The organism is Armatimonadota bacterium, from assembly GCA_016789105.1.
In the GTDB taxonomy this organism is placed as follows: domain Bacteria; phylum Armatimonadota; class Fimbriimonadia; order Fimbriimonadales; family Fimbriimonadaceae; genus UphvI-Ar2.
Window position 1 is genome coordinate 133,151 of the sequence record JAEURN010000008.1, and the last position, 15,871, is coordinate 149,021.

23 protein-coding genes and 1 pseudogene are annotated in these 15,871 nt (G+C 59.2%); 6 read left to right on the forward strand and 18 right to left on the reverse strand.

Annotated elements, in window-relative coordinates:
• Positions 1-21 precede the first annotated feature (21 nt).
• Positions 22-801 (forward strand): PhzF family phenazine biosynthesis protein, encoded by a 780-nt coding sequence (locus JNM28_09115; GenBank protein ID MBL8068598.1) that lies wholly within the window; start codon positions 22-24, stop codon positions 799-801.
• Positions 802-805: 4 nt separating this feature from the next.
• Here the strand turns inward: JNM28_09115 and JNM28_09120 are convergent, their stop codons facing one another.
• The 7 genes and pseudogenes from JNM28_09120 to JNM28_09150 all read right to left on the reverse strand — a co-directional run bounded on the left by JNM28_09120 (position 806) and on the right by JNM28_09150 (position 5,509).
• Entirely contained in the window at positions 806-1,288 is a 483-nt protein-coding gene (locus JNM28_09120) for a chemotaxis protein CheX (GenBank protein ID MBL8068599.1), read from the reverse strand.
• 24 nt (positions 1,289-1,312) lie between these two features.
• Positions 1,313-1,678, reverse strand: a complete 366-nt coding sequence (locus JNM28_09125; protein ID MBL8068600.1) for a response regulator — start codon at positions 1,676-1,678, stop codon at positions 1,313-1,315.
• A pseudogene (locus JNM28_09130) lies at positions 1,660-2,421 on the reverse strand (protein-glutamate O-methyltransferase CheR). Before JNM28_09130 ends, JNM28_09125 begins: the two are co-directional and overlap by 19 nt.
• 37 nt (positions 2,422-2,458) lie before the next feature.
• Positions 2,459-3,490, reverse strand: a complete 1,032-nt coding sequence (locus tag JNM28_09135; protein ID MBL8068601.1) for a chemotaxis response regulator protein-glutamate methylesterase — start codon at positions 3,488-3,490, stop codon at positions 2,459-2,461.
• Positions 3,487-4,350, reverse strand: coding sequence for an HDOD domain-containing protein (locus JNM28_09140; protein ID MBL8068602.1), 864 nt, complete (start codon positions 4,348-4,350; stop codon positions 3,487-3,489). The genes JNM28_09135 and JNM28_09140 overlap by 4 nt, the downstream gene beginning before the upstream one ends.
• Positions 4,347-4,877, reverse strand: coding sequence for a chemotaxis protein CheD (locus tag JNM28_09145; GenBank protein ID MBL8068603.1), 531 nt, complete (start codon positions 4,875-4,877; stop codon positions 4,347-4,349). The genes JNM28_09140 and JNM28_09145 overlap by 4 nt, the downstream gene beginning before the upstream one ends.
• A 2-nt stretch (positions 4,878-4,879) precedes the next feature.
• Entirely contained in the window at positions 4,880-5,509 is a 630-nt protein-coding gene (locus JNM28_09150; GenBank protein ID MBL8068604.1) for a chemotaxis protein CheC, read from the reverse strand.
• A gap of 329 nt (positions 5,510-5,838) precedes the next feature.
• On the opposite strand from JNM28_09150, the gene JNM28_09155 reads away from it, so the two are divergent.
• Genes JNM28_09155 through JNM28_09175 form a run of 5 tightly spaced genes read left to right on the forward strand, consistent with a single transcriptional unit; the run spans position 5,839 to position 9,889 of the window.
• Positions 5,839-6,240 (forward strand): hypothetical protein, encoded by a 402-nt coding sequence (locus JNM28_09155; protein MBL8068605.1) that lies wholly within the window; start codon positions 5,839-5,841, stop codon positions 6,238-6,240.
• A complete protein-coding gene (locus tag JNM28_09160) occupies positions 6,237-6,611 on the forward strand; it encodes a hypothetical protein (protein ID MBL8068606.1) in 375 nt (124 codons plus the stop codon). The genes JNM28_09155 and JNM28_09160 overlap by 4 nt, the downstream gene beginning before the upstream one ends.
• Positions 6,611-7,972, forward strand: coding sequence for an acetyl-CoA carboxylase biotin carboxylase subunit (locus JNM28_09165; GenBank protein MBL8068607.1), 1,362 nt, complete (start codon positions 6,611-6,613; stop codon positions 7,970-7,972). The genes JNM28_09160 and JNM28_09165 overlap by 1 nt, the downstream gene beginning before the upstream one ends.
• On the forward strand, positions 7,965-8,570 hold the full coding sequence (gene nusB / locus JNM28_09170) for a transcription antitermination factor NusB (protein ID MBL8068608.1): 606 nt from the start codon (positions 7,965-7,967) through the stop codon (positions 8,568-8,570). Before JNM28_09165 ends, nusB begins: the two co-directional genes overlap by 8 nt.
• Positions 8,567-9,889, forward strand: coding sequence for a replication-associated recombination protein A (locus tag JNM28_09175; protein ID MBL8068609.1), 1,323 nt, complete (start codon positions 8,567-8,569; stop codon positions 9,887-9,889). The genes nusB and JNM28_09175 overlap by 4 nt, the downstream gene beginning before the upstream one ends.
• Before the next feature lie 38 nt (positions 9,890-9,927).
• On the opposite strand, the gene rpsI is transcribed toward JNM28_09175, so the two are convergent.
• From rpsI to JNM28_09230, 11 genes are all read right to left on the reverse strand, one after another.
• Positions 9,928-10,329, reverse strand: coding sequence for a 30S ribosomal protein S9 (gene rpsI, locus JNM28_09180; protein ID MBL8068610.1), 402 nt, complete (start codon positions 10,327-10,329; stop codon positions 9,928-9,930).
• Positions 10,330-10,333: 4 nt separating this feature from the next.
• Positions 10,334-10,765, reverse strand: coding sequence for a 50S ribosomal protein L13 (gene rplM, locus JNM28_09185; GenBank protein ID MBL8068611.1), 432 nt, complete (start codon positions 10,763-10,765; stop codon positions 10,334-10,336).
• A 42-nt stretch (positions 10,766-10,807) separates the two neighbouring features.
• Positions 10,808-11,608, reverse strand: coding sequence for a tRNA pseudouridine(38-40) synthase TruA (gene truA / locus JNM28_09190; protein ID MBL8068612.1), 801 nt, complete (start codon positions 11,606-11,608; stop codon positions 10,808-10,810).
• Entirely contained in the window at positions 11,571-12,020 is a 450-nt protein-coding gene (gene rplQ / locus JNM28_09195; protein ID MBL8068613.1) for a 50S ribosomal protein L17, read from the reverse strand. Before rplQ ends, truA begins: the two co-directional genes overlap by 38 nt.
• 12 nt (positions 12,021-12,032) lie before the next feature.
• On the reverse strand, positions 12,033-13,016 hold the full coding sequence (locus JNM28_09200) for a DNA-directed RNA polymerase subunit alpha (protein MBL8068614.1): 984 nt from the start codon (positions 13,014-13,016) through the stop codon (positions 12,033-12,035).
• A 27-nt stretch (positions 13,017-13,043) separates the two neighbouring features.
• Complete coding sequence (rpsK, locus tag JNM28_09205) at positions 13,044-13,439, reverse strand: 30S ribosomal protein S11 (protein ID MBL8068615.1); 396 nt, start codon at positions 13,437-13,439, stop codon at positions 13,044-13,046.
• An 11-nt stretch (positions 13,440-13,450) separates the two neighbouring features.
• A complete protein-coding gene (rpsM, locus tag JNM28_09210) occupies positions 13,451-13,828 on the reverse strand; it encodes a 30S ribosomal protein S13 (protein ID MBL8068616.1) in 378 nt (125 codons plus the stop codon).
• Between the two features lie 37 nt (positions 13,829-13,865).
• Positions 13,866-13,979, reverse strand: coding sequence for a 50S ribosomal protein L36 (gene rpmJ / locus JNM28_09215; GenBank protein ID MBL8068617.1), 114 nt, complete (start codon positions 13,977-13,979; stop codon positions 13,866-13,868).
• A 174-nt stretch (positions 13,980-14,153) separates the two neighbouring features.
• Positions 14,154-14,453 carry a translation initiation factor IF-1 gene (gene infA / locus JNM28_09220; protein MBL8068618.1) on the reverse strand — a complete coding sequence of 100 codons (300 nt, stop codon included), beginning with the start codon at positions 14,451-14,453 and terminating at the stop codon, positions 14,154-14,156.
• Between the two features lie 13 nt (positions 14,454-14,466).
• Complete coding sequence (gene map, locus JNM28_09225) at positions 14,467-15,219, reverse strand: type I methionyl aminopeptidase (GenBank protein ID MBL8068619.1); 753 nt, start codon at positions 15,217-15,219, stop codon at positions 14,467-14,469.
• Positions 15,216-15,869, reverse strand: coding sequence for an adenylate kinase (locus JNM28_09230; protein ID MBL8068620.1), 654 nt, complete (start codon positions 15,867-15,869; stop codon positions 15,216-15,218). Before JNM28_09230 ends, map begins: the two co-directional genes overlap by 4 nt.
• Positions 15,870-15,871 lie beyond the last annotated feature (2 nt).

Here is a 15,871-nt window from a genome sequence, read left to right on the forward strand (position 1 = left end):
TTGCCGAACCAGGTGCCAGCAATGCAGAATCCCCACCCATTCGCCTTGGTCGAAGCCTTTTGCACCCCGCAACCCGGTTCCGGGAACCCCGCCGGGGTGGTCTTGCTCGGGGAATGGCCCTCCGACCAAGCAATGCAGCGGTTGGCCGGCACCCTCAACCAGGCGGAAACCGCCTTTATCGGCCCAGACCAATCAGGGAAGCGAATCCGTTGGTTCACCCCGACTGTGGAAGTGCGGCTTTGCGGCCACGCCACGCTGGCCAGCGCGGCGTTTCTAGCGTCGCTCGAACCGGCTGACCACTTTCAATTCCAGTCGCTATCCGGTTTGCTGACCGTTGGGCAAGAAAACGACCGCTTGGTATTGGATTTCCCAGCGTTTCGGCCAGAGCCTGCCGACGTCGGAGAAGCCCGGCCGGCGTTCCCCAATGCCTTGGAACTTTGGAAGGATCGGGATGACTGGATGGTTGTCTTGCCAGACGAATCCGCCGTCGCGGATTACAAGCCTGATTTCCCTGTTTTGCGGGAGATGGGTCAACGCGGTCTGGCCATCACAGCCCCCGGCAGTTGTTCTGATTTCGCCTATCGGTTCTTTGCCCCGCAATCCGGGGTCGATGAAGACTATGCCACCGGATCGGCGCAAACCTATCTTGTCCCGTTTTGGGCGGAACGGCTCGGCAAACGCACACTCACGAGCCTCCAGCTTTCCAAGCGGCAAGGGATGTTTGAGTCCCAGTTGGAGGGACAGCGGGTCAAAATCGGCGGGACGGCCCGCATCCTCGTCGCCGGACAAGCCGAGGTTTGACCTTTTACGCGGCTTGGGCTTGGCGGGCGCGAAGGCTGACCGCGATTTCCAGTTCACCGACATCCGCAATGGCGAGGGGGATCACCAAGGTTGGGATGTCCAGGTTTGACATCGAGATGTTGGGGCCTTTGACGATGGTCGGCGGGGTGATGTCGGTTTTGAATCCCGATTCGAATAGCTTGCTCGAAGATCCGCCGCTGATCATGTTGCCAAGTTCGGCAATGGCCGATGCCGCCAGCTGGTCGAACTCCTTGACGGCCATACCGCCCAGCATTTTGCTCGCCATATTCTTGGCCGTCAACAGCGACATCCCGTAAATCACCTGGCCTTCGATTTCGCCCGTGATCCCGCACACGATGTTGACCTGCTGGGACGTGAAGAGTTGCGGACGCGCCGAAAGCTTGCCGCGCTCGGGAGTTGTTGCGATCAACGTGTTGATCACATTCACCGATGCGGCGACAAGCGGGGTCACGTACTCGACTTTCATTTCAATCCATGCCCTATCGGGCCATTAGGCGGCCAAGAGTTTGCCAACGGCTTCCAAAACTCGATCGGGCTGGAACGGCTTGACGATGAAGTCCTTGGCGCCGCTCTGGATCGCCTCCACAACCATGTTCTTTTGACCCATGGCCGTGCACATCACTACCTTGGCGTTGGAATCCAAGGCCTTAATCTGCTTAAGGGCCTCCAGGCCGTCCATTTCCGGCATGGTGATGTCCATAGTGACCAGATCCGGCTTGAGCTCGCCATAGAGCTTAACCGCCTGAGCCCCATTTTCAGCCTCGCCAACGACCTCGTAGCCGTTGGAGCTGAGGATGTTTTTCAAGGTGACCCGCATGAAGAGCGCGTCGTCTGTGATCAGGATGCGTTTCGCCATTCTTTATCCCCCGTGGTGGGTTTTTGGTAGTAAAACGGCTTGGCCGTTTTGAACCCAATCTCTTCCGACCGGGAAATCCGTTCGGTACTCCCCACAAAGAGGATCCCTCCTGGTTTCAATGATCGGAAAAACTTTTCGTAAAGCTCATCCTTTGCCTCTTCGGTGAAATAAATCACCACATTCCGGCACATGATGAGGTCAAAACCGGTTTCAAACCGGTCACCCAAAAGGTTGCCCTTTTGGAACGCCAGGTACTTTTTCAGCCTCGCGTCGGCAACAAAATCGTTCCCTTGTGGGACAAAGTAGCTTTTGTATTCAGCAGGGACACAGCGCACATCGTTTGCGCTGAACCGGCCTTCTTTCGCCTGGTTCAACGCAGCGGTGTCGATGTCCGACCCCACGATGCGATGTTGACCCGGGAATTTCTTGTCCAATATCGCTGCCAAGGTGTGGGCTTCGGCCCCATAGCTACAGCCCGCACTCCAAATCTTTAGCCTCGGGCTCTGCTTCAAGAGCATCGGCAGGAATTCATTCTCCATTTCCCGCCACTTTTCAGGGTTGCGGAACAACTCGCTCACGTTGATGGCCAGCCGATCCAAAAACCATTCAGTGTTTGCCGGGCTCGCGGACACGAAAGCACCGAAGGCGGCAAGGTCTTTGCACCCTTTCGATTCCATCATCGAAAGGATCCGCCGCTGAAGCTGGTTGGCCTTGTAGAGGTCCAGATCCAGGCCGGAGCGCCGTTTGAAGTGGGAGTAGAACTCCTGCCACTCAGCCGCCTTAGGAAGCACGCGCCACCTTCCCCGTCAATGTAGCGACAATGGCCGCTGCCATTTCCGCCAAATCGAACTCCCGGTCAATGCCGCCCGCTTCCTTCGCTGCCTTCGGCATTCCGTAGATCACACAGCTTTCCTGGGATTCGCCCAAGACGACGCCCCCCGCCTTCCTGATCTCGACGGCCCCGGCGGCACCATCGCGCCCCATGCCGGTGAGCACAACCCCGACAGAGCGGGATCCCAGATATTTGGCCGCCGAATTGAACAAATAGTCGGCTGCCGGCTTGACCCCGTGGATCCGGTCTTCGTCAGTCATCCGCAAATGCAGGTGCTGATCTAAAACCAAGTGCTTGCCAGCCGGAGCCAAAACAGCTTGTCCGGGAACCAACGGCAGGCCGTCGGCCGCTTCGCGGCACGGGACGGTCCCGGTTGAATCCAGCCGCTTGGCCAAAGATTCCGTGAACCCGGCGGGCATGTGCTGCACGATGACGATGGGGGCCGGGAACCCTTTCGGGAGTCCTTCCCACAAAGTTCGCAGAGTTGAGGGGCCACCCGTGGAACTGGCGATCAAAATGACTTTGTCCGTCCGGCCCATCGGGCGGGATGCGGCAACGACCGGCTTCCGGCTCACCAAGGCGCGGACATAGCGGGCGGCCCGAATTTTTTCCAGCGTTTCTGCCTTGCATTCGACAAACTGCAAGCTCGACGAGTTGTTCGGCTTGGCAACAAAATCGAATGCCCCCTTCTCGAGCGCTTCCATTGTGGCGGCAGCACCCTTTTGGGTGACCGATGAAACCATGAGCACCTTGGTTCCGCCGGAAACGATCAACGGCAGGGCTTCCAGCCCCGACATCACGGGCATCTCGACATCCAAGGTCACCAGATCTGGCTTGAGGACGGAAGCCATTTCGACCCCTTCTTGGCCGTTTTTGGCCACGCCGACGACTTCCATATCCGGTTCTGCGCCGATCCAATCCGTCATCATGCGTCGCACAAACGGCGAGTCGTCAACTACCAAGATCCTCTGTTTGGTCATGCGGCAATTTCCTTGAAGAGAGATTCGTACTCTTCGAATTTTTCGATGAATTCGTCGGTTAACTTGTCCAACGATTCGGCGATGAGCCCCAAGCGGGCCAAACTCGATTCATCGAACCGGTAGGAAAGCCCGTCCCCGCCCAGACCGAACCCCATTGCCGAGCAGATGTAATCGCCAACGTGGGCGCAATCGACCACATTCTGGTGTTCCCTTGCTTGGCTGGGCGCGTGGTGGTGCAAGGCAGCTTCGCAAATCTCCTCGGGCAAATTCCAATTTGTCGCCAAATGGAAACCGACTTGACAGTGGTCGTATCCCAAAACTCGCCGTTCTGCCTCGTCAAACGCAATCCCCTCTCTTCCGGCGTAAAGAAGGATCGCCCCCAATTTCTCTTCGATCCAGACGCTCAACGCCACTTTTCCAAGGTCGTGGAGCAGGCCGGCTGTGAACGCGACGTCTTCGGGCGCCTTCCGGCTGGCGGTGGCGATCAATTGGCTGGCGACGGCGGTGCCAAAGGCGTGCCGCCACATTTCGGCCGGGCCCAGGCAATAGCCCGTCACAGGGCGTTGCATCCAAGGATAGGTTCCGGCCACCAGGGCTAGGTTTTTGACCGTTTTCATGCCGAGCACGACGACGGCCTCCGGCAAATCGACGATGCGGCGACTCAATCCATAAAAGGCACTGTTGGCCAGGCGCAAGACCCGGGCGCTAAGGGCTTGGTCGGTGACGATGATCTTGGCAACCGTCGCCGCGCTGGCGCTCGACGACTGGGCTTCCCGCATCACCTTGATGGCGGCAGCGGGAATCGTGGGCAAGTCCGTCGTTTTTGCAACAATTTGTTCGATAGTGACGGTGTGGCTCATGCCGCTGCCCCCTTCTTGTTCCGCCGCAGGCAGCAAAGGCTCTTTTCGCCGCCGTTCACGGTTCGCACGTTGACCAGGCCGTCTTCCGAAAGCACCGTCACGGTCCGTCCGCTCGACCCGCCGACATCGGAGGCCAAGGGCCGCAGCCCGAGCGACTTGAGGATCACTGCCACCGCCTCGGCGTTGCGGAGTCCAACATCCATGCGGGAGTTGGAATCTGACCCGAATTTGAAAACCTGGGCCCCGCCGGCATAAGAGATGACAAGCCGGTTGCGTTGGGCGCCAAGGCTTTCCAGTTGTCGCAGCAATTCCGGGATGCCCGTGTCGGCAAACTTCCCCGGCTTGTCCACAGGTTTGTCTTTGAACGCCTCTGGGAGCATGATGTGGATCATCCCGCACACGTCTGCCTGCTCATCTAATGCCACCAGGCCGATGCAGGAACCTAAGCCCAAGCAGGTGAATTTGGCCGGGCCAGAGGCCACTTTGATCTCGGCCATGCCCACCAAATGCTGGCTACCGACCGCCATCCTCAGGCCGCCTCCGGGATCCCGAGCGCACCGAACAGCCGGTTGAGACCGCTCACCGTGGGAACACAGAGGAAATAGCCGGTCGTTTGGGAATCGTCCATCCCGAACAGCCGGGTTTCCAGGGCTAGGGCGACGGCTTCTTCCAATTCCGCCTCGGCAACGATCGTCGCGGCGATCGTGTAGGCGATGTCGACGGAGACCATCGGTGGGGTCGCATGGAGCTTTTGGCCAGACATATCGGAAATCGCATTCAAAAAGCTAGAAGAAACGATGTTGCCGATCTCCAACATCGCGCTGGCCGCCAACTCGTCGATTTCGGCGGGGGATTCCGGGGCAGTGCCGATCAACATGCGCCACAGGTCTTGAGCGCTTGCCCACGGGAAGAGGAATGCGGTGTGGCCTTCGATATCGCCTTCGAACGGCATGCAGATGCCAACCGTGACCTCTTCGGGGTCGCCGATCATCATCGGAACCTGTTCCAGCGAAACCGTCTCGACTTTCGGAATCTCCATATTGAAGGCTTTGCCGGTCACGGTGGCCAAGGCCGTTGTGGCGTGCCCAAGCCCGATGTTCGCCATCTCCCGGACGGCCGACATCTCCATCAATCCTAATTCGCGCGGTTCACTCGACATGGCAATAGGGCCTTCCCTGGATAACTATCGGAATGGCCGAGCCAAACCCTCAGGCTACTTGCCCTTTGCGACCCCGCTTGGCACCGCTTACAATTGCGACATTTTTGTCAATGAAATCGTTATCGCTTACAAAAGATCCAAATCTATGCTACAATGCCTTCCAAGAGTCAAGGGTTGCGACAGCCCGTCATCAGTTTACGGACAGGACGTATCTCACAGACTCCTCCCAAAATTTGGGACGCGACGTTGCTCCTCTCCAGTCGTGTCCCACTTTTTTGTTAGACCCCCTGTTTTTCGCCGCCACGGTACACTCTGCCGATACCGCAGACATGAAACCTCTCGATTCCGAATCGATCCGCCGGGCCCTGGTCACTGCACGGGAGGGAGGGTTCCGCTCGGTCAAACTCAAATCAGGGGACGAATCGTTCCAAGCCGTGTTCAGTGCGGAAGCCCTGAGTTGGGGTGAATCGTTTGCCGAACAAGAAGGCGAACCAGATCCAGGGCCCCGATCCGGCCAAGTGGAAGCCCCGGTCGTCGGGATCGTCCGGTGGGCGCAAGGCACGGAGGTCGGGGCGGAGATCGCGGTCGGGCAGGCCGTTGGGGAAGTTCTGGCGTTAGGGATTGCGAACGAGATCGTCAGTGCCCATGCTGGAAAAGTCAAAGCCGTTTTGACCGAAGACGGAGCCGCCGTAGAATATGGCCAAGCTTTGTTGGAAGTGCAACTCTCATGAAATCTCGCGGCAACAGTTTGGTCGGGCTCCTCGCGGCGGTCGCCATCGTGATCCTCGCCATCCTCTTTTTCACCACCGGCGGCAAGTTCCTTGGCGGGAAAGCGGAGGAGCGGGCCGACGGAAAGGGCGAGACCCTGATCGGCAAGTCGATTTATGCCGGCAAAGACGACGTCTGCATCAGCAACCTCAAACAACTCCGGATGGGGATTGAAATCGCGACCGACCAAGTTGAAGGGACGCACCCCCAATCCATTGAAGAAACTAAACTCGGCGCACAATTCTATTCCTGCCCCGTAGGCGGAGAACCGTACCGATACGATCCCGCAACCGGGCAGGTCCGCTGCCCCCATAAAGGACACGAAAAATACTGATGTTCCAAAGAGTGCTCATCGCAAACCGCGGCGAAATCGCCTGCCGTGTGATCCGCGCGTGCCACGAACTCGGCATCGAGGCCATTGCCGTGCATAGCCAAGCCGACCGGGATTCGCGACACGTCCACATGGCCGACCGGTCGATTTGCATCGGCGCCGGAACCAACGCCGACAGCTATCTGAACCTCGCCAACGTCCTTTCGGCTTGCGAAATCACCGGGGCCGACGCCGTCCACCCCGGTTTCGGCTACTTTAGCGAACGACCCCGATTTGCCGAAGCGCTCGGCTCCATGGGAATCAAATTCATTGGGCCCAGCGTCGCCGCCATCGAGGCCATGGGGGACAAAGCCAAGGCTAAGGAAGCCGCCATCGAATCCGATTGCCCGGTCGTCCCCGGATCCACCGGCGCCGTCCCCACCGAACAAGACGCCCTGGATTGGGCCGAAAAAATTGGCTACCCGGTTTTGCTCAAAGCGGTCGCCGGCGGAGGCGGTCGGGGAATCCGGCGCGTCGACAACCGCGAAGAACTCCCCCCCGCTTTCAGGACCGCCCAGGCCGAAGCCCAAGCCAGTTTTGGCAGCGGCGAGATGCTGGTTGAAAAGTGCGTCGTCAAACCCCGCCACGTGGAAATCCAAATCCTTGGCGACGAGCACGGAAACGTCCTCCACATTGGCGAACGGGAGTGCTCGGTTCAAAATCTGCGCCATCAAAAAATCGTCGAGGAAGCCCCGTGCGTGGTTCTTACGCCAGAACTCCGGGGAAAGATGGGGGATGCGGCCGTCCGCGTGGCCAAACAAGTCGGATATTCCAACGCCGGTACGGTTGAGTTCTTGCTTGATGCCAACGGGGATTTCTACTTCCTTGAAATGAACACGCGAATCCAGGTCGAACACCCGGTCACGGAAATGGTCAGCGGGCTCGACCTCGTCCAATGGCAAATCCGGATCGCCAGCGGGGAACCACTGCCCTTTTCCCAAAGCGATATCCAACTCACCGGGCATTCCATCGAAGCCCGCATCACCGCGCAAGACCCAGACAAAGATTTTGCCCCTTCCACCGGCACGCTGACCCGGTGGGATCCGCCCGGATTCCGTGGTATCCGCTTGGACACCCACGTCTATGCCGGGTTCACGGTCTCGCCCTATTACGACCCGATGATCGCCAAGCTCATCGTCACCGCCGAATCCCGCGAGCTCGCCGTGCGCCGGCTCCAGGTTGCCCTCGATGAATTCAATGTCGAAGGGATCCAGACCAATATCCCGTTCTTGCGCCGGCTGGTTCGGCACCCGGATTACGTTTCCGGAAGGGTGAGCACCGCCTTTGTCGGCGAATTCTTGCAAGAGACGGCCACACATGCCTGACGATGCGGCCGCCAACCAAAGCCATTCCCGGCGGTTGGCCAGGGAGCTGGCGTTTCAAGCCCTTTATATGCGGCATATCGGTTCGGTAGACCGCAAGACCGCCATCGAAACTGCCCTTGTCCGGCAGCCCATGGCCGAGGACGCGGCCGTTTTTGTCGACATGGTCGTTTCTGGTGTCGATTCGGAAACCACTTTTTTGGATAACCAGATCGAGCCGTTTTTGGCCAAAGGTTGGACTCTTTCTCGGATTGCCGTTTCCGACCTGATCGTTTTGAGGCTTGCCGCCTATGAAATGTTCTTCCAGCCGGACATTCCGCCAAAGGTAACCATTTCACAAGCCGTCGATTTGGCCAAGCGTTTTGGAACGGCCGAAAGCGGCAGTTTTGTCAACGGTGTGCTCGGCAATTTGTTGGAGGCTTCGCCCAAGGCAGATTGGATCCCCCCGGTGCTGGATGGGGGGGACGGACTGGAAGCCAACAACACAGTTGAACTCCCAATGGGCCAGCCCGAAGCCGAAGAGCCGGACGAGCCGCCCTCCGATGACGCGACCGTGGGGAGTTGGGTCATCAAGCGCGACGACCCGCCAGCCGGCAAATGAGCCTCTTCGAAGGAGATTCGCCAAACATCCAGCCGGGCGACCTCCCGCTGGCCAGCCGGATGCGCCCCCAAACGCTGGATGACTATGTGGGGCAGGGTCACTTGCTTGCCCCGGGTTCCCCAGTTGAACAAGCCATCCGGCAAGGAAAGCTGGGATCGGTTGTGCTTTGGGCCCCACCCGGATGCGGCAAAACCACTTTGGCCTCGATCATCGCCTATTATTCGCATTCAGCCCTGGTGTCGATGAGCGCAGTCACCGCCGGGGTCGCCGACATCCGAAAAGCCGCCGCCGAAGCCAAATCCCGTTACCAGCTCACCCAAAAACCCACCCTCCTGCTCGTGGACGAAATCCACCACTTCAACAAGTCCCAACAAGATTCGTTGCTGGGCTACCTGGAAGATGGCACATTCCGGTTCATCGGGGCCACAACCGAAAACCCGTATTTTGCGCTCAATGATGCCTTGCTCTCGCGCGCCCGCGTATTGCCGCTCAAGCCACTGCAATCGAGCGATGTTTCATTGTTGATCGACCGGGCTCTTTCCGATGGCGACCGCGGCATTGGCAACGGGCGGTACACCCTGGCTGACGAGGCCAAGGAATTCCTGCTGCAACTCGCAGACGGTGATGCCCGGCTGGCATTGAATGCCCTTGAAACCGCCGCCACCATCACCCCTATCGGCGGCGAAATCTCCCTGGAAACCGCCGAGCAAGTCCTGCAACGCCAGGCGATCCGCTACGACAAAAAAGGGGATTCACATTACGACACCATCAGTGCCTTCATCAAGAGCATCCGGGGTTCCGATACCGACGCCGCGCTTCACTACCTGGCCCGGATGATCGAAGCTGGCGAAGACCCCCGGTTCATCGCCCGGCGGTTGATGATCCTGGCCAGCGAGGACATCGGCAATGCCGAACCGCAGGGCCTGGTCATCGCATCCGCAACTTTGAACGCGGTCGCCGCTGTCGGGATGCCCGAAAGCCGGATCATTCTGGCCCAATGCGTGGCCTTTTTGGCAGAAGCCCCCAAAAGCAACCGCGCTTACTTGGCCGTCGATCAGGCGTTGGCCGATGTGCGGGCGGGGAAAATCGGCCCGATCCCCATGCACCTGCGCAATGCCGCCCACTCGGGCATGAAAGAACACGGCTACGGCAAGGGATACCAGTACCCGCACGACGACCCGCGCGGATGGGTCGAAGAGAATTACCTTCCTGAGGGCCACGGGCTGAAAACTCCCTATTACAAACCAAGTGCCCACGGCTACGAAGCGAAGATCGTGGAACGGCGGAAGAGTCGGATGCAAAAGAAAACCGGCGGGTGAAATCACCCGCCGGCCTTTGCAGGAAAAGGACAAAGCGCTTAGCGCTTGACGAACTGGAAGCCGCGGCGGGCTTTTTTGCGGCCGTACTTCTTGCGTTCCTTGACCCGGGCATCGCGGGTCAGGAAGCCGCCAGCGCGGAGTTCTTTGCGGGTGTTTTCATCCCGTTGCAAAAGGGCGCGGGCAATACCCAGCTTGATGGCGCCGGCTTGGCCGACAACGCCGCCACCCTTCACAAGGGCGCGAACGTTGTACTGAGCATCGCTATCGATGGCGACCAGCGGGCTTTTGACCAGGATTTCCAGGACCGGGCGGCAGAGATAGGCTTTGAAGTCGCGGCCATTGATGGTGATCGACCCATCGCCGGGTTCGACCCACACGCGGGCGATGGCGCTTTTGCGGCGGCCAGTGCCGTAAGATTGGTTGGGGTTGGCAAATCGCATCGGGTTACTTGATCTCCATGGGAACCGGGTTTTGAGCGGCGTGCGGGTGATCGGCCCCAGCATACACCTTGAGCTTTTTCACAATTTGGCGTCCTAAGCGGCCCTTGGGCAACATGCCCCAAACCGATTTTTCGATCATGCGAACTGGGTTGCTTTCCCGCAAATCTTCTCGGCTGATGTTGCGGATTCCGCCGGGCCAGCCGGTGTGCCAATAAACGAGTTCTTTGCCTTTGGTGCCGGTGAGGGCGGCTTTGCCGGCATTGACGACGACGACGAAGTCGCCGGCATCCACGTGGTATGCGAAAGTCGGTTTGTGTTTGCCACGCAGCACTTGCGCCACGGCGGCGGCGAGGCGGCCAACCGGGATCCCGGTTGCATCCACCACGTGCCATTGCCGCTCGACTTCTGCGGGCTTGGTCGTTGTTGTTCTATTCATAGTGTCCTTTTCCTTTTGGGTTCGGGCGGCTTTATCGCCGCCTCATTCAAATCTGTGGTCTTTGGGGTGCCTGCCATAGGACACCCGCATGAGGGTCAGGCCGCACGCGGGGAGCACCGGGGGCCAATCGATCGAGCTTTTGTCGGTTGCGGTCAGCAGGTTGCCGATCCAATCCGGCTCACGTTTGCCGCGCCCGATTTCCAGCAGGCATCCGGCGATCCGCCTCATCATCCCCCGGACGAAGGCCGTGCCCTGGACATCCAGCCACACCTCGTCGCGCACTTGCCGGACTTGGAGATGGAACAACGTCCGAACCGTATTCTCCGTGCCTTCCAACTCTTGGCTGAATGCCAAGAAATCGTGTTCGCCAACCAGGAGCTGTGCGGCCCTGTGCATTTGCGGCGCATCCAGGACGGTCCAATGCCAATGGGCAAACCTCATCCGGTGGGGGTCGCGAGGGCCGGTCAAAATCCGGTATCGGTAATGGCGTTTGCGGGCCATGAACCGGGAATCGAAGTCTGGCGCCACCTCTTCGGCCTTCAAGATCGAAAGATCCCTGGGCAAGACTCGGCTCAATGCCCCAACCCACCTATCGACCGGTATGGGAACCGGCGGGTCGAAGTGACAGACCTGCCCCCGGGCGTGGGCGCCGCTATCTGTGCGGCTCGCCCCGTAAAGCTCAACCTCTTTGCCAGTCACCTGGCAAAGCCCATCTTTCAATGTGCCGTGGACTGATCTCAGCCCGTGTTGCGGCGCCCAGCCGCAAAAGTCGGTTCCGTCGTAGGCGACGGTGAGTTTCGTTCTTTTAATCGACAAGTTCGAGGACGGCGGTTTCGGCCGCATCTCCCCGCCGCTGCCCGGTGCGAGTTAGCCGGGTGTAGCCCCCGTTGCGCGATGCGTAGCGCGGGGCCACGTTGTCAAACAGGTGCTTGACAAGGTCTTCACCATTGATCAGGCTCCGGTCGACCAAAATCTGCATTTTTTCGGCATCGGATTTGCCGGCCAACAACCGTTGCGGCTTGGCGCTGCTGGAAGAATGCCCAACAAGGACTTTGCGCGCTTCGCGGCGGCTGGCCAGGGTGTCTTTTTTGCCCAGGGTGATGAGCCGCTCGACGATCCGCCGGAGTTCTTTGGCGCGGCCCATGGTGGTGTGCACATAGCCGTGCCGCACGAATTGGCGGGCCAGGTTCGTCAAGAGAGCTTTGCGCTGGTCGCTGGGCAACCCCAGCTTTCGTCGATCCACCTTGTGTCGCATATCTTTTCCTTTTTAGAAATCGTCATCCTCGAGCGCGTCGAGGTTGATGTAGCCGCCTTTGCTCGGCTTGAGGTCGATGCCGTGTTCGGCGAGCCGGTCGCGCACTTCGGTGAGCGATTTGCGGCCAAATCCGCGGATGCCGTTGAGGTCCATTTCCGTCACCAGTGCCAATTGGCGCAAGTTCAGGATGCCGGCCCGGCGGAGGCAGTTGAACGTCCGTTGGCTGAAATCCAACTCTTCGATCTTGATATCAGGGACGTTGCTGACTTCTTCTTCCGAAGCAGACCCTTCATCCATGATGTCTTCGATGCTCGCCCGGCCAAGGTCAAAAAACATGCGGAAGTACCGGTCGAGGATCTGCGCCGACTGGGTGACCGCATCGTTGGGGCCCAGCGCGCCGTTGGTCCAGACCTCTAGCACCATGCGCTCGTAGTCCGTCCGTTGTCCGACCCGGGTGGCTTCTACCGTGTAATTGACTTTTTTGACTGGAGTGAATTGGCTGCCGGTGGTGAGGATGCCGATCATCCCCTTGTACTTCTCTTGCTTTTCCGGCAACACGTAGCCCGTTCCCCAGCTGGCGTAGAGCTCGGCGGTGAGGGTTGCACCTTTGTCGCTGATCGTGGCCAGATAGCATTCGGGGTTGACGATGCTGACCCCTTCTGGGCATTCGATGTCTGCACCGGTCACCCGGCCCGGGCCTTTGACATCAATCTTGAGGATGATCTCCTCGGGGATCGCCATATCGGGATCGACCCGGATGGCCAGATCCTTCAAATTGAGGAGAAATTCGGTTGCATCTTCTTTCAGCCCGGGGATTTCGGCGAATTCGTGGAAGACCTTCTCGATCCGAACGGCGGTCACGGCCGCCCCCGCGATGGAGCTCAGCAGCACGCGGCGCAGCGCGTTGCCGATGGTTTGGCCATAGCCGCGCTCAAGCGGCTCCAGCACGAACTTCGCATAATCTCTTTCGATGTCCAGGGTTTGAATGTGGGGCATGGGATTTCGCTTACAGGAGGGGACAGGTTAAACGCGGCGCTTTTTGGGAGGCCGGCATCCGTTGTGGGGCACGCTGGTCACATCGCGGAGCGATTTGACTTCCAGCCCGTTTTGGCTCAGCGAGCGGATCGCGGTTTCCCGGCCGCCGCCGGGGCCCGATACAAAAATGTCCACGGATTGCATCCCGTGGGCCGAGGTTTTTTTGGCGGCGCTTTCGGCTGCCAGCTGGGCGGCAAACGGCGTGCCTTTCCGGCTCCCCTTGAATCCGACATGGCCGGCGCTCGCCCAACAAAGCGTGTTGCCCTGCGGGTCCGTGATGGTGACGATGGTGTTGTTGAACGTGGCATGGACATAGGCGTGGCCATGGGCGACCTGCCGCTTTTCCTTTGCCTTTGCCCCACGGGTTGTGTTCTTGCGTGCCATGATCTAAATCCTTACTTCTTCGCCTTCTTCTTGCCGGCGACCGTCTTGGCCTTGCCCTTGCGGGTGCGGGCGTTGCTCCGCGTGCGCTGGCCGTGAACAGGCAAGCCCCGGCGGTGGCGCAGCCCCCGGTAGCAGCCGATCTCCATCAGGCGGCGGATGTTGGAAAAGACCTCGCGGCGCAAATCCCCTTCGACTTGGTAGCCCTCGTCGATGATGTTCCGCAACATCCCGACTTGCTCTTCCGTCAAATCACGGACTTTGATGCGCGGGTCCAAACCCGATTTTTCAATGATTTCGGTGGCTTTGGCCGGCCCAATGCCATAAATGGCCTGGATGCCGTAATAAACGCCTTTGTCCCGTGGGAGGTCAACACCTGCAATACGCGCCATGTCTGCTTACTCTTTTTCCGTTCGAATCCTTAGCCGATCAGCCCTGCCGTTGTTTGTGCTTGGGGTTGATGCAAATCACGCGCACCACGCCCTTCCGCTTGATAACCTTGCACTTTTCGCACATTTTTTTCACACTGGCCCGGACTTTCATAACTTGACTCACCTTCCCGCGAATCGATTGCCTGATTGACAACGTCAAATCAGACAGTTGGGTAGGTTGCGTCTGGAGCCTTTGAGGCCCGACGCAAGGAGGAATTATACCAACCCGGGGCACGCTCCGTTGCCCCTGTGCCGATTTCGGGAGAAAGGACCCGACCGGCCAGAATCAGCCCCGGTGGCGGTACACGATCCGGCACCGTTCCATATCGTACGGAGAAAACTCGACCGTGACCTTGTCACCGGTCATGATGCGCATCCAACCCCGGCGCATCTTTCCCGCCAAGTAGGCCAAAACCTCTTGGTCGGTTTCAACCAATTTGATGCGAAACAGTTGGTTGGGCAGGTTTTCAACCACGATCCCTTCCAACTGGATTCCTTCTTCCTTGGTGCTCTCTTCGGTCGTTTTCTTGGCTGGGCCACGCCCCCGACCCCGTCCGCCACGCCCGCCTGAAAAGCTTCTCGCCATAAATCGCCTTAGTTCACTCCGAGCCGGTCAAGATCAGCGGCCCATCGGCCGTCACCGCCACCGTGTGCTCAAAGTGAGCCGACAGTTTACCGTCTCGGGTCGCAACCGTCCAGCCGTCCTCCAAAGTGACGACTTGATAGCCGCCTTCGTTGACCATCGGCTCGATGCAAAACGTCATTCCGGCCTTGAGCGGAGGCCCCTTGCGCGGTTTGCCGAAATTTGGCACGCTCGGCTCCTCGTGCAAGCTCTGCCCGATCCCATGCCCCACCAAGTCGCGCACAACCGAATATCCGTTCCGTTCCACATAAGTCTGGACAGCCGCCGATATATCGCCGACCCGGTTTCCAACCCGGGCTTTGGCTATGCCCTGCATCAGGGACTCCCGGGTGACGTTCAATAGCCGGCGGGCCCGTTCCGAAACTGTCCCCACCGGGAACGTCCAGGCAGAATCCGCATGCCAACCATCCCAAATCACCCCAAAATCCAGCGAAACGATATCGCCTTCCTGGACAACTGTGCCATCGGGAATGCCGTGCACAACTCGGTCATTCACGCTGATGCAAGCGGCCGCTGGGAAGCCCCGGTAGCCTTTGAAACTTGGGACCCCGCCTTCGGCCAAGATGATTTTCTCCGCAAGGGCGTCGAGTTCGGAAAGAGTCGATTTGCCTGCCACCATCGATTGGCTCACTTCGGCCATTGTTTTGGCAATGATGCGGCCGGCACGCTCCATTTTGGCGATTTCGGAGCTGTCCTTGATGTGGATCACAGGCCAAGACCCCGTTCGATATCCCCGAACACCTCGGCCGGATCCCGGCTCGATTCCACGCGCAAGAGCTTGCCCTGCGCCTCATAGTGGCCGACAACTGGCGCCGTGTTCTCGTGGAATACCCGCAACCGCTCCCGGATGGTCTCTGGGTTGTCGTCTTCGCGGATGATGATTGGGCTGTTGCAATTGTCGCAAAACCCTTCGCGTTTCGGTGGTTTGTTGATGCGGTGGTAGATCGCGCCGCACTTGGTGCAACCCATCCGGCCCGCCAGGCGCCCGATGATGACATCGTCTTGGACTTCCAGCGAGACGACCTTGTCGAGCGAGATTTTTTCGCGTTTGAGTTCTTCGTCCAAGGCTTCGGCCTGGCGTACGGTGCGGGGAAAGCCGTCCAGTATGAAGCCCTTGTCTTGGACTTCTGGTGACCGCAACCGCTTGAGCATCATCTGGATGGTCACGCCGTTGGGCACCAATTCGCCCCGGTCGATGTAGCTTTTGGCCAATTCGCCCAGGTCGGTCTGCGCCTCGATTTCGGCGCGAAAAATCATGCCGGAAGACAGGGGCTTTGCTCCGTACTTCGCCTCAATGAGGGCCGATTGGGTGCCCTTACCAACTCCGGGCGGGCCAACAAGGATGAGGCGCACCGGCACCG

Bases quoted from the DNA above. Each gene is read 5' to 3' on its own strand.
- JNM28_09200 (MBL8068614.1), bottom strand. From the start codon at position 13,016: ATGCCCCACATTCAAACCCTGGACATCGAAAGAGATTATGCGAAGTTC.
- JNM28_09165 (MBL8068607.1), top strand. From the start codon at position 6,611: ATGTTCCAAAGAGTGCTCATCGCAAACCGCGGCGAAATCGCCTGCCGT.
- infA (MBL8068618.1), bottom strand. From the start codon at position 14,453: ATGGCGAGAAGCTTTTCAGGCGGGCGTGGCGGACGGGGTCGGGGGCGT.
- rpsI (MBL8068610.1), bottom strand. From the start codon at position 10,329: ATGCGATTTGCCAACCCCAACCAATCTTACGGCACTGGCCGCCGCAAA.
- JNM28_09175 (MBL8068609.1), top strand. From the start codon at position 8,567: ATGAGCCTCTTCGAAGGAGATTCGCCAAACATCCAGCCGGGCGACCTC.
- truA (MBL8068612.1), bottom strand. From the start codon at position 11,608: ATGCGGCCGAAACCGCCGTCCTCGAACTTGTCGATTAAAAGAACGAAA.
- JNM28_09120 (MBL8068599.1), bottom strand. From the start codon at position 1,288: ATGAAAGTCGAGTACGTGACCCCGCTTGTCGCCGCATCGGTGAATGTG.
- rpmJ (MBL8068617.1), bottom strand. From the start codon at position 13,979: ATGAAAGTCCGGGCCAGTGTGAAAAAAATGTGCGAAAAGTGCAAGGTT.
- JNM28_09115 (MBL8068598.1), top strand. From the start codon at position 22: ATGCAGAATCCCCACCCATTCGCCTTGGTCGAAGCCTTTTGCACCCCG.
- rpsK (MBL8068615.1), bottom strand. From the start codon at position 13,439: ATGGCACGCAAGAACACAACCCGTGGGGCAAAGGCAAAGGAAAAGCGG.
- nusB (MBL8068608.1), top strand. From the start codon at position 7,965: ATGCCTGACGATGCGGCCGCCAACCAAAGCCATTCCCGGCGGTTGGCC.
- JNM28_09125 (MBL8068600.1), bottom strand. From the start codon at position 1,678: ATGGCGAAACGCATCCTGATCACAGACGACGCGCTCTTCATGCGGGTC.
- rplQ (MBL8068613.1), bottom strand. From the start codon at position 12,020: ATGCGACACAAGGTGGATCGACGAAAGCTGGGGTTGCCCAGCGACCAG.
- rplM (MBL8068611.1), bottom strand. From the start codon at position 10,765: ATGAATAGAACAACAACGACCAAGCCCGCAGAAGTCGAGCGGCAATGG.
- JNM28_09155 (MBL8068605.1), top strand. From the start codon at position 5,839: ATGAAACCTCTCGATTCCGAATCGATCCGCCGGGCCCTGGTCACTGCA.
- JNM28_09140 (MBL8068602.1), bottom strand. From the start codon at position 4,350: ATGAGCCACACCGTCACTATCGAACAAATTGTTGCAAAAACGACGGAC.
- JNM28_09135 (MBL8068601.1), bottom strand. From the start codon at position 3,490: ATGACCAAACAGAGGATCTTGGTAGTTGACGACTCGCCGTTTGTGCGA.
- JNM28_09150 (MBL8068604.1), bottom strand. From the start codon at position 5,509: ATGTCGAGTGAACCGCGCGAATTAGGATTGATGGAGATGTCGGCCGTC.
- rpsM (MBL8068616.1), bottom strand. From the start codon at position 13,828: ATGGCGCGTATTGCAGGTGTTGACCTCCCACGGGACAAAGGCGTTTAT.
- JNM28_09145 (MBL8068603.1), bottom strand. From the start codon at position 4,877: ATGGCGGTCGGTAGCCAGCATTTGGTGGGCATGGCCGAGATCAAAGTG.
- JNM28_09160 (MBL8068606.1), top strand. From the start codon at position 6,237: ATGAAATCTCGCGGCAACAGTTTGGTCGGGCTCCTCGCGGCGGTCGCC.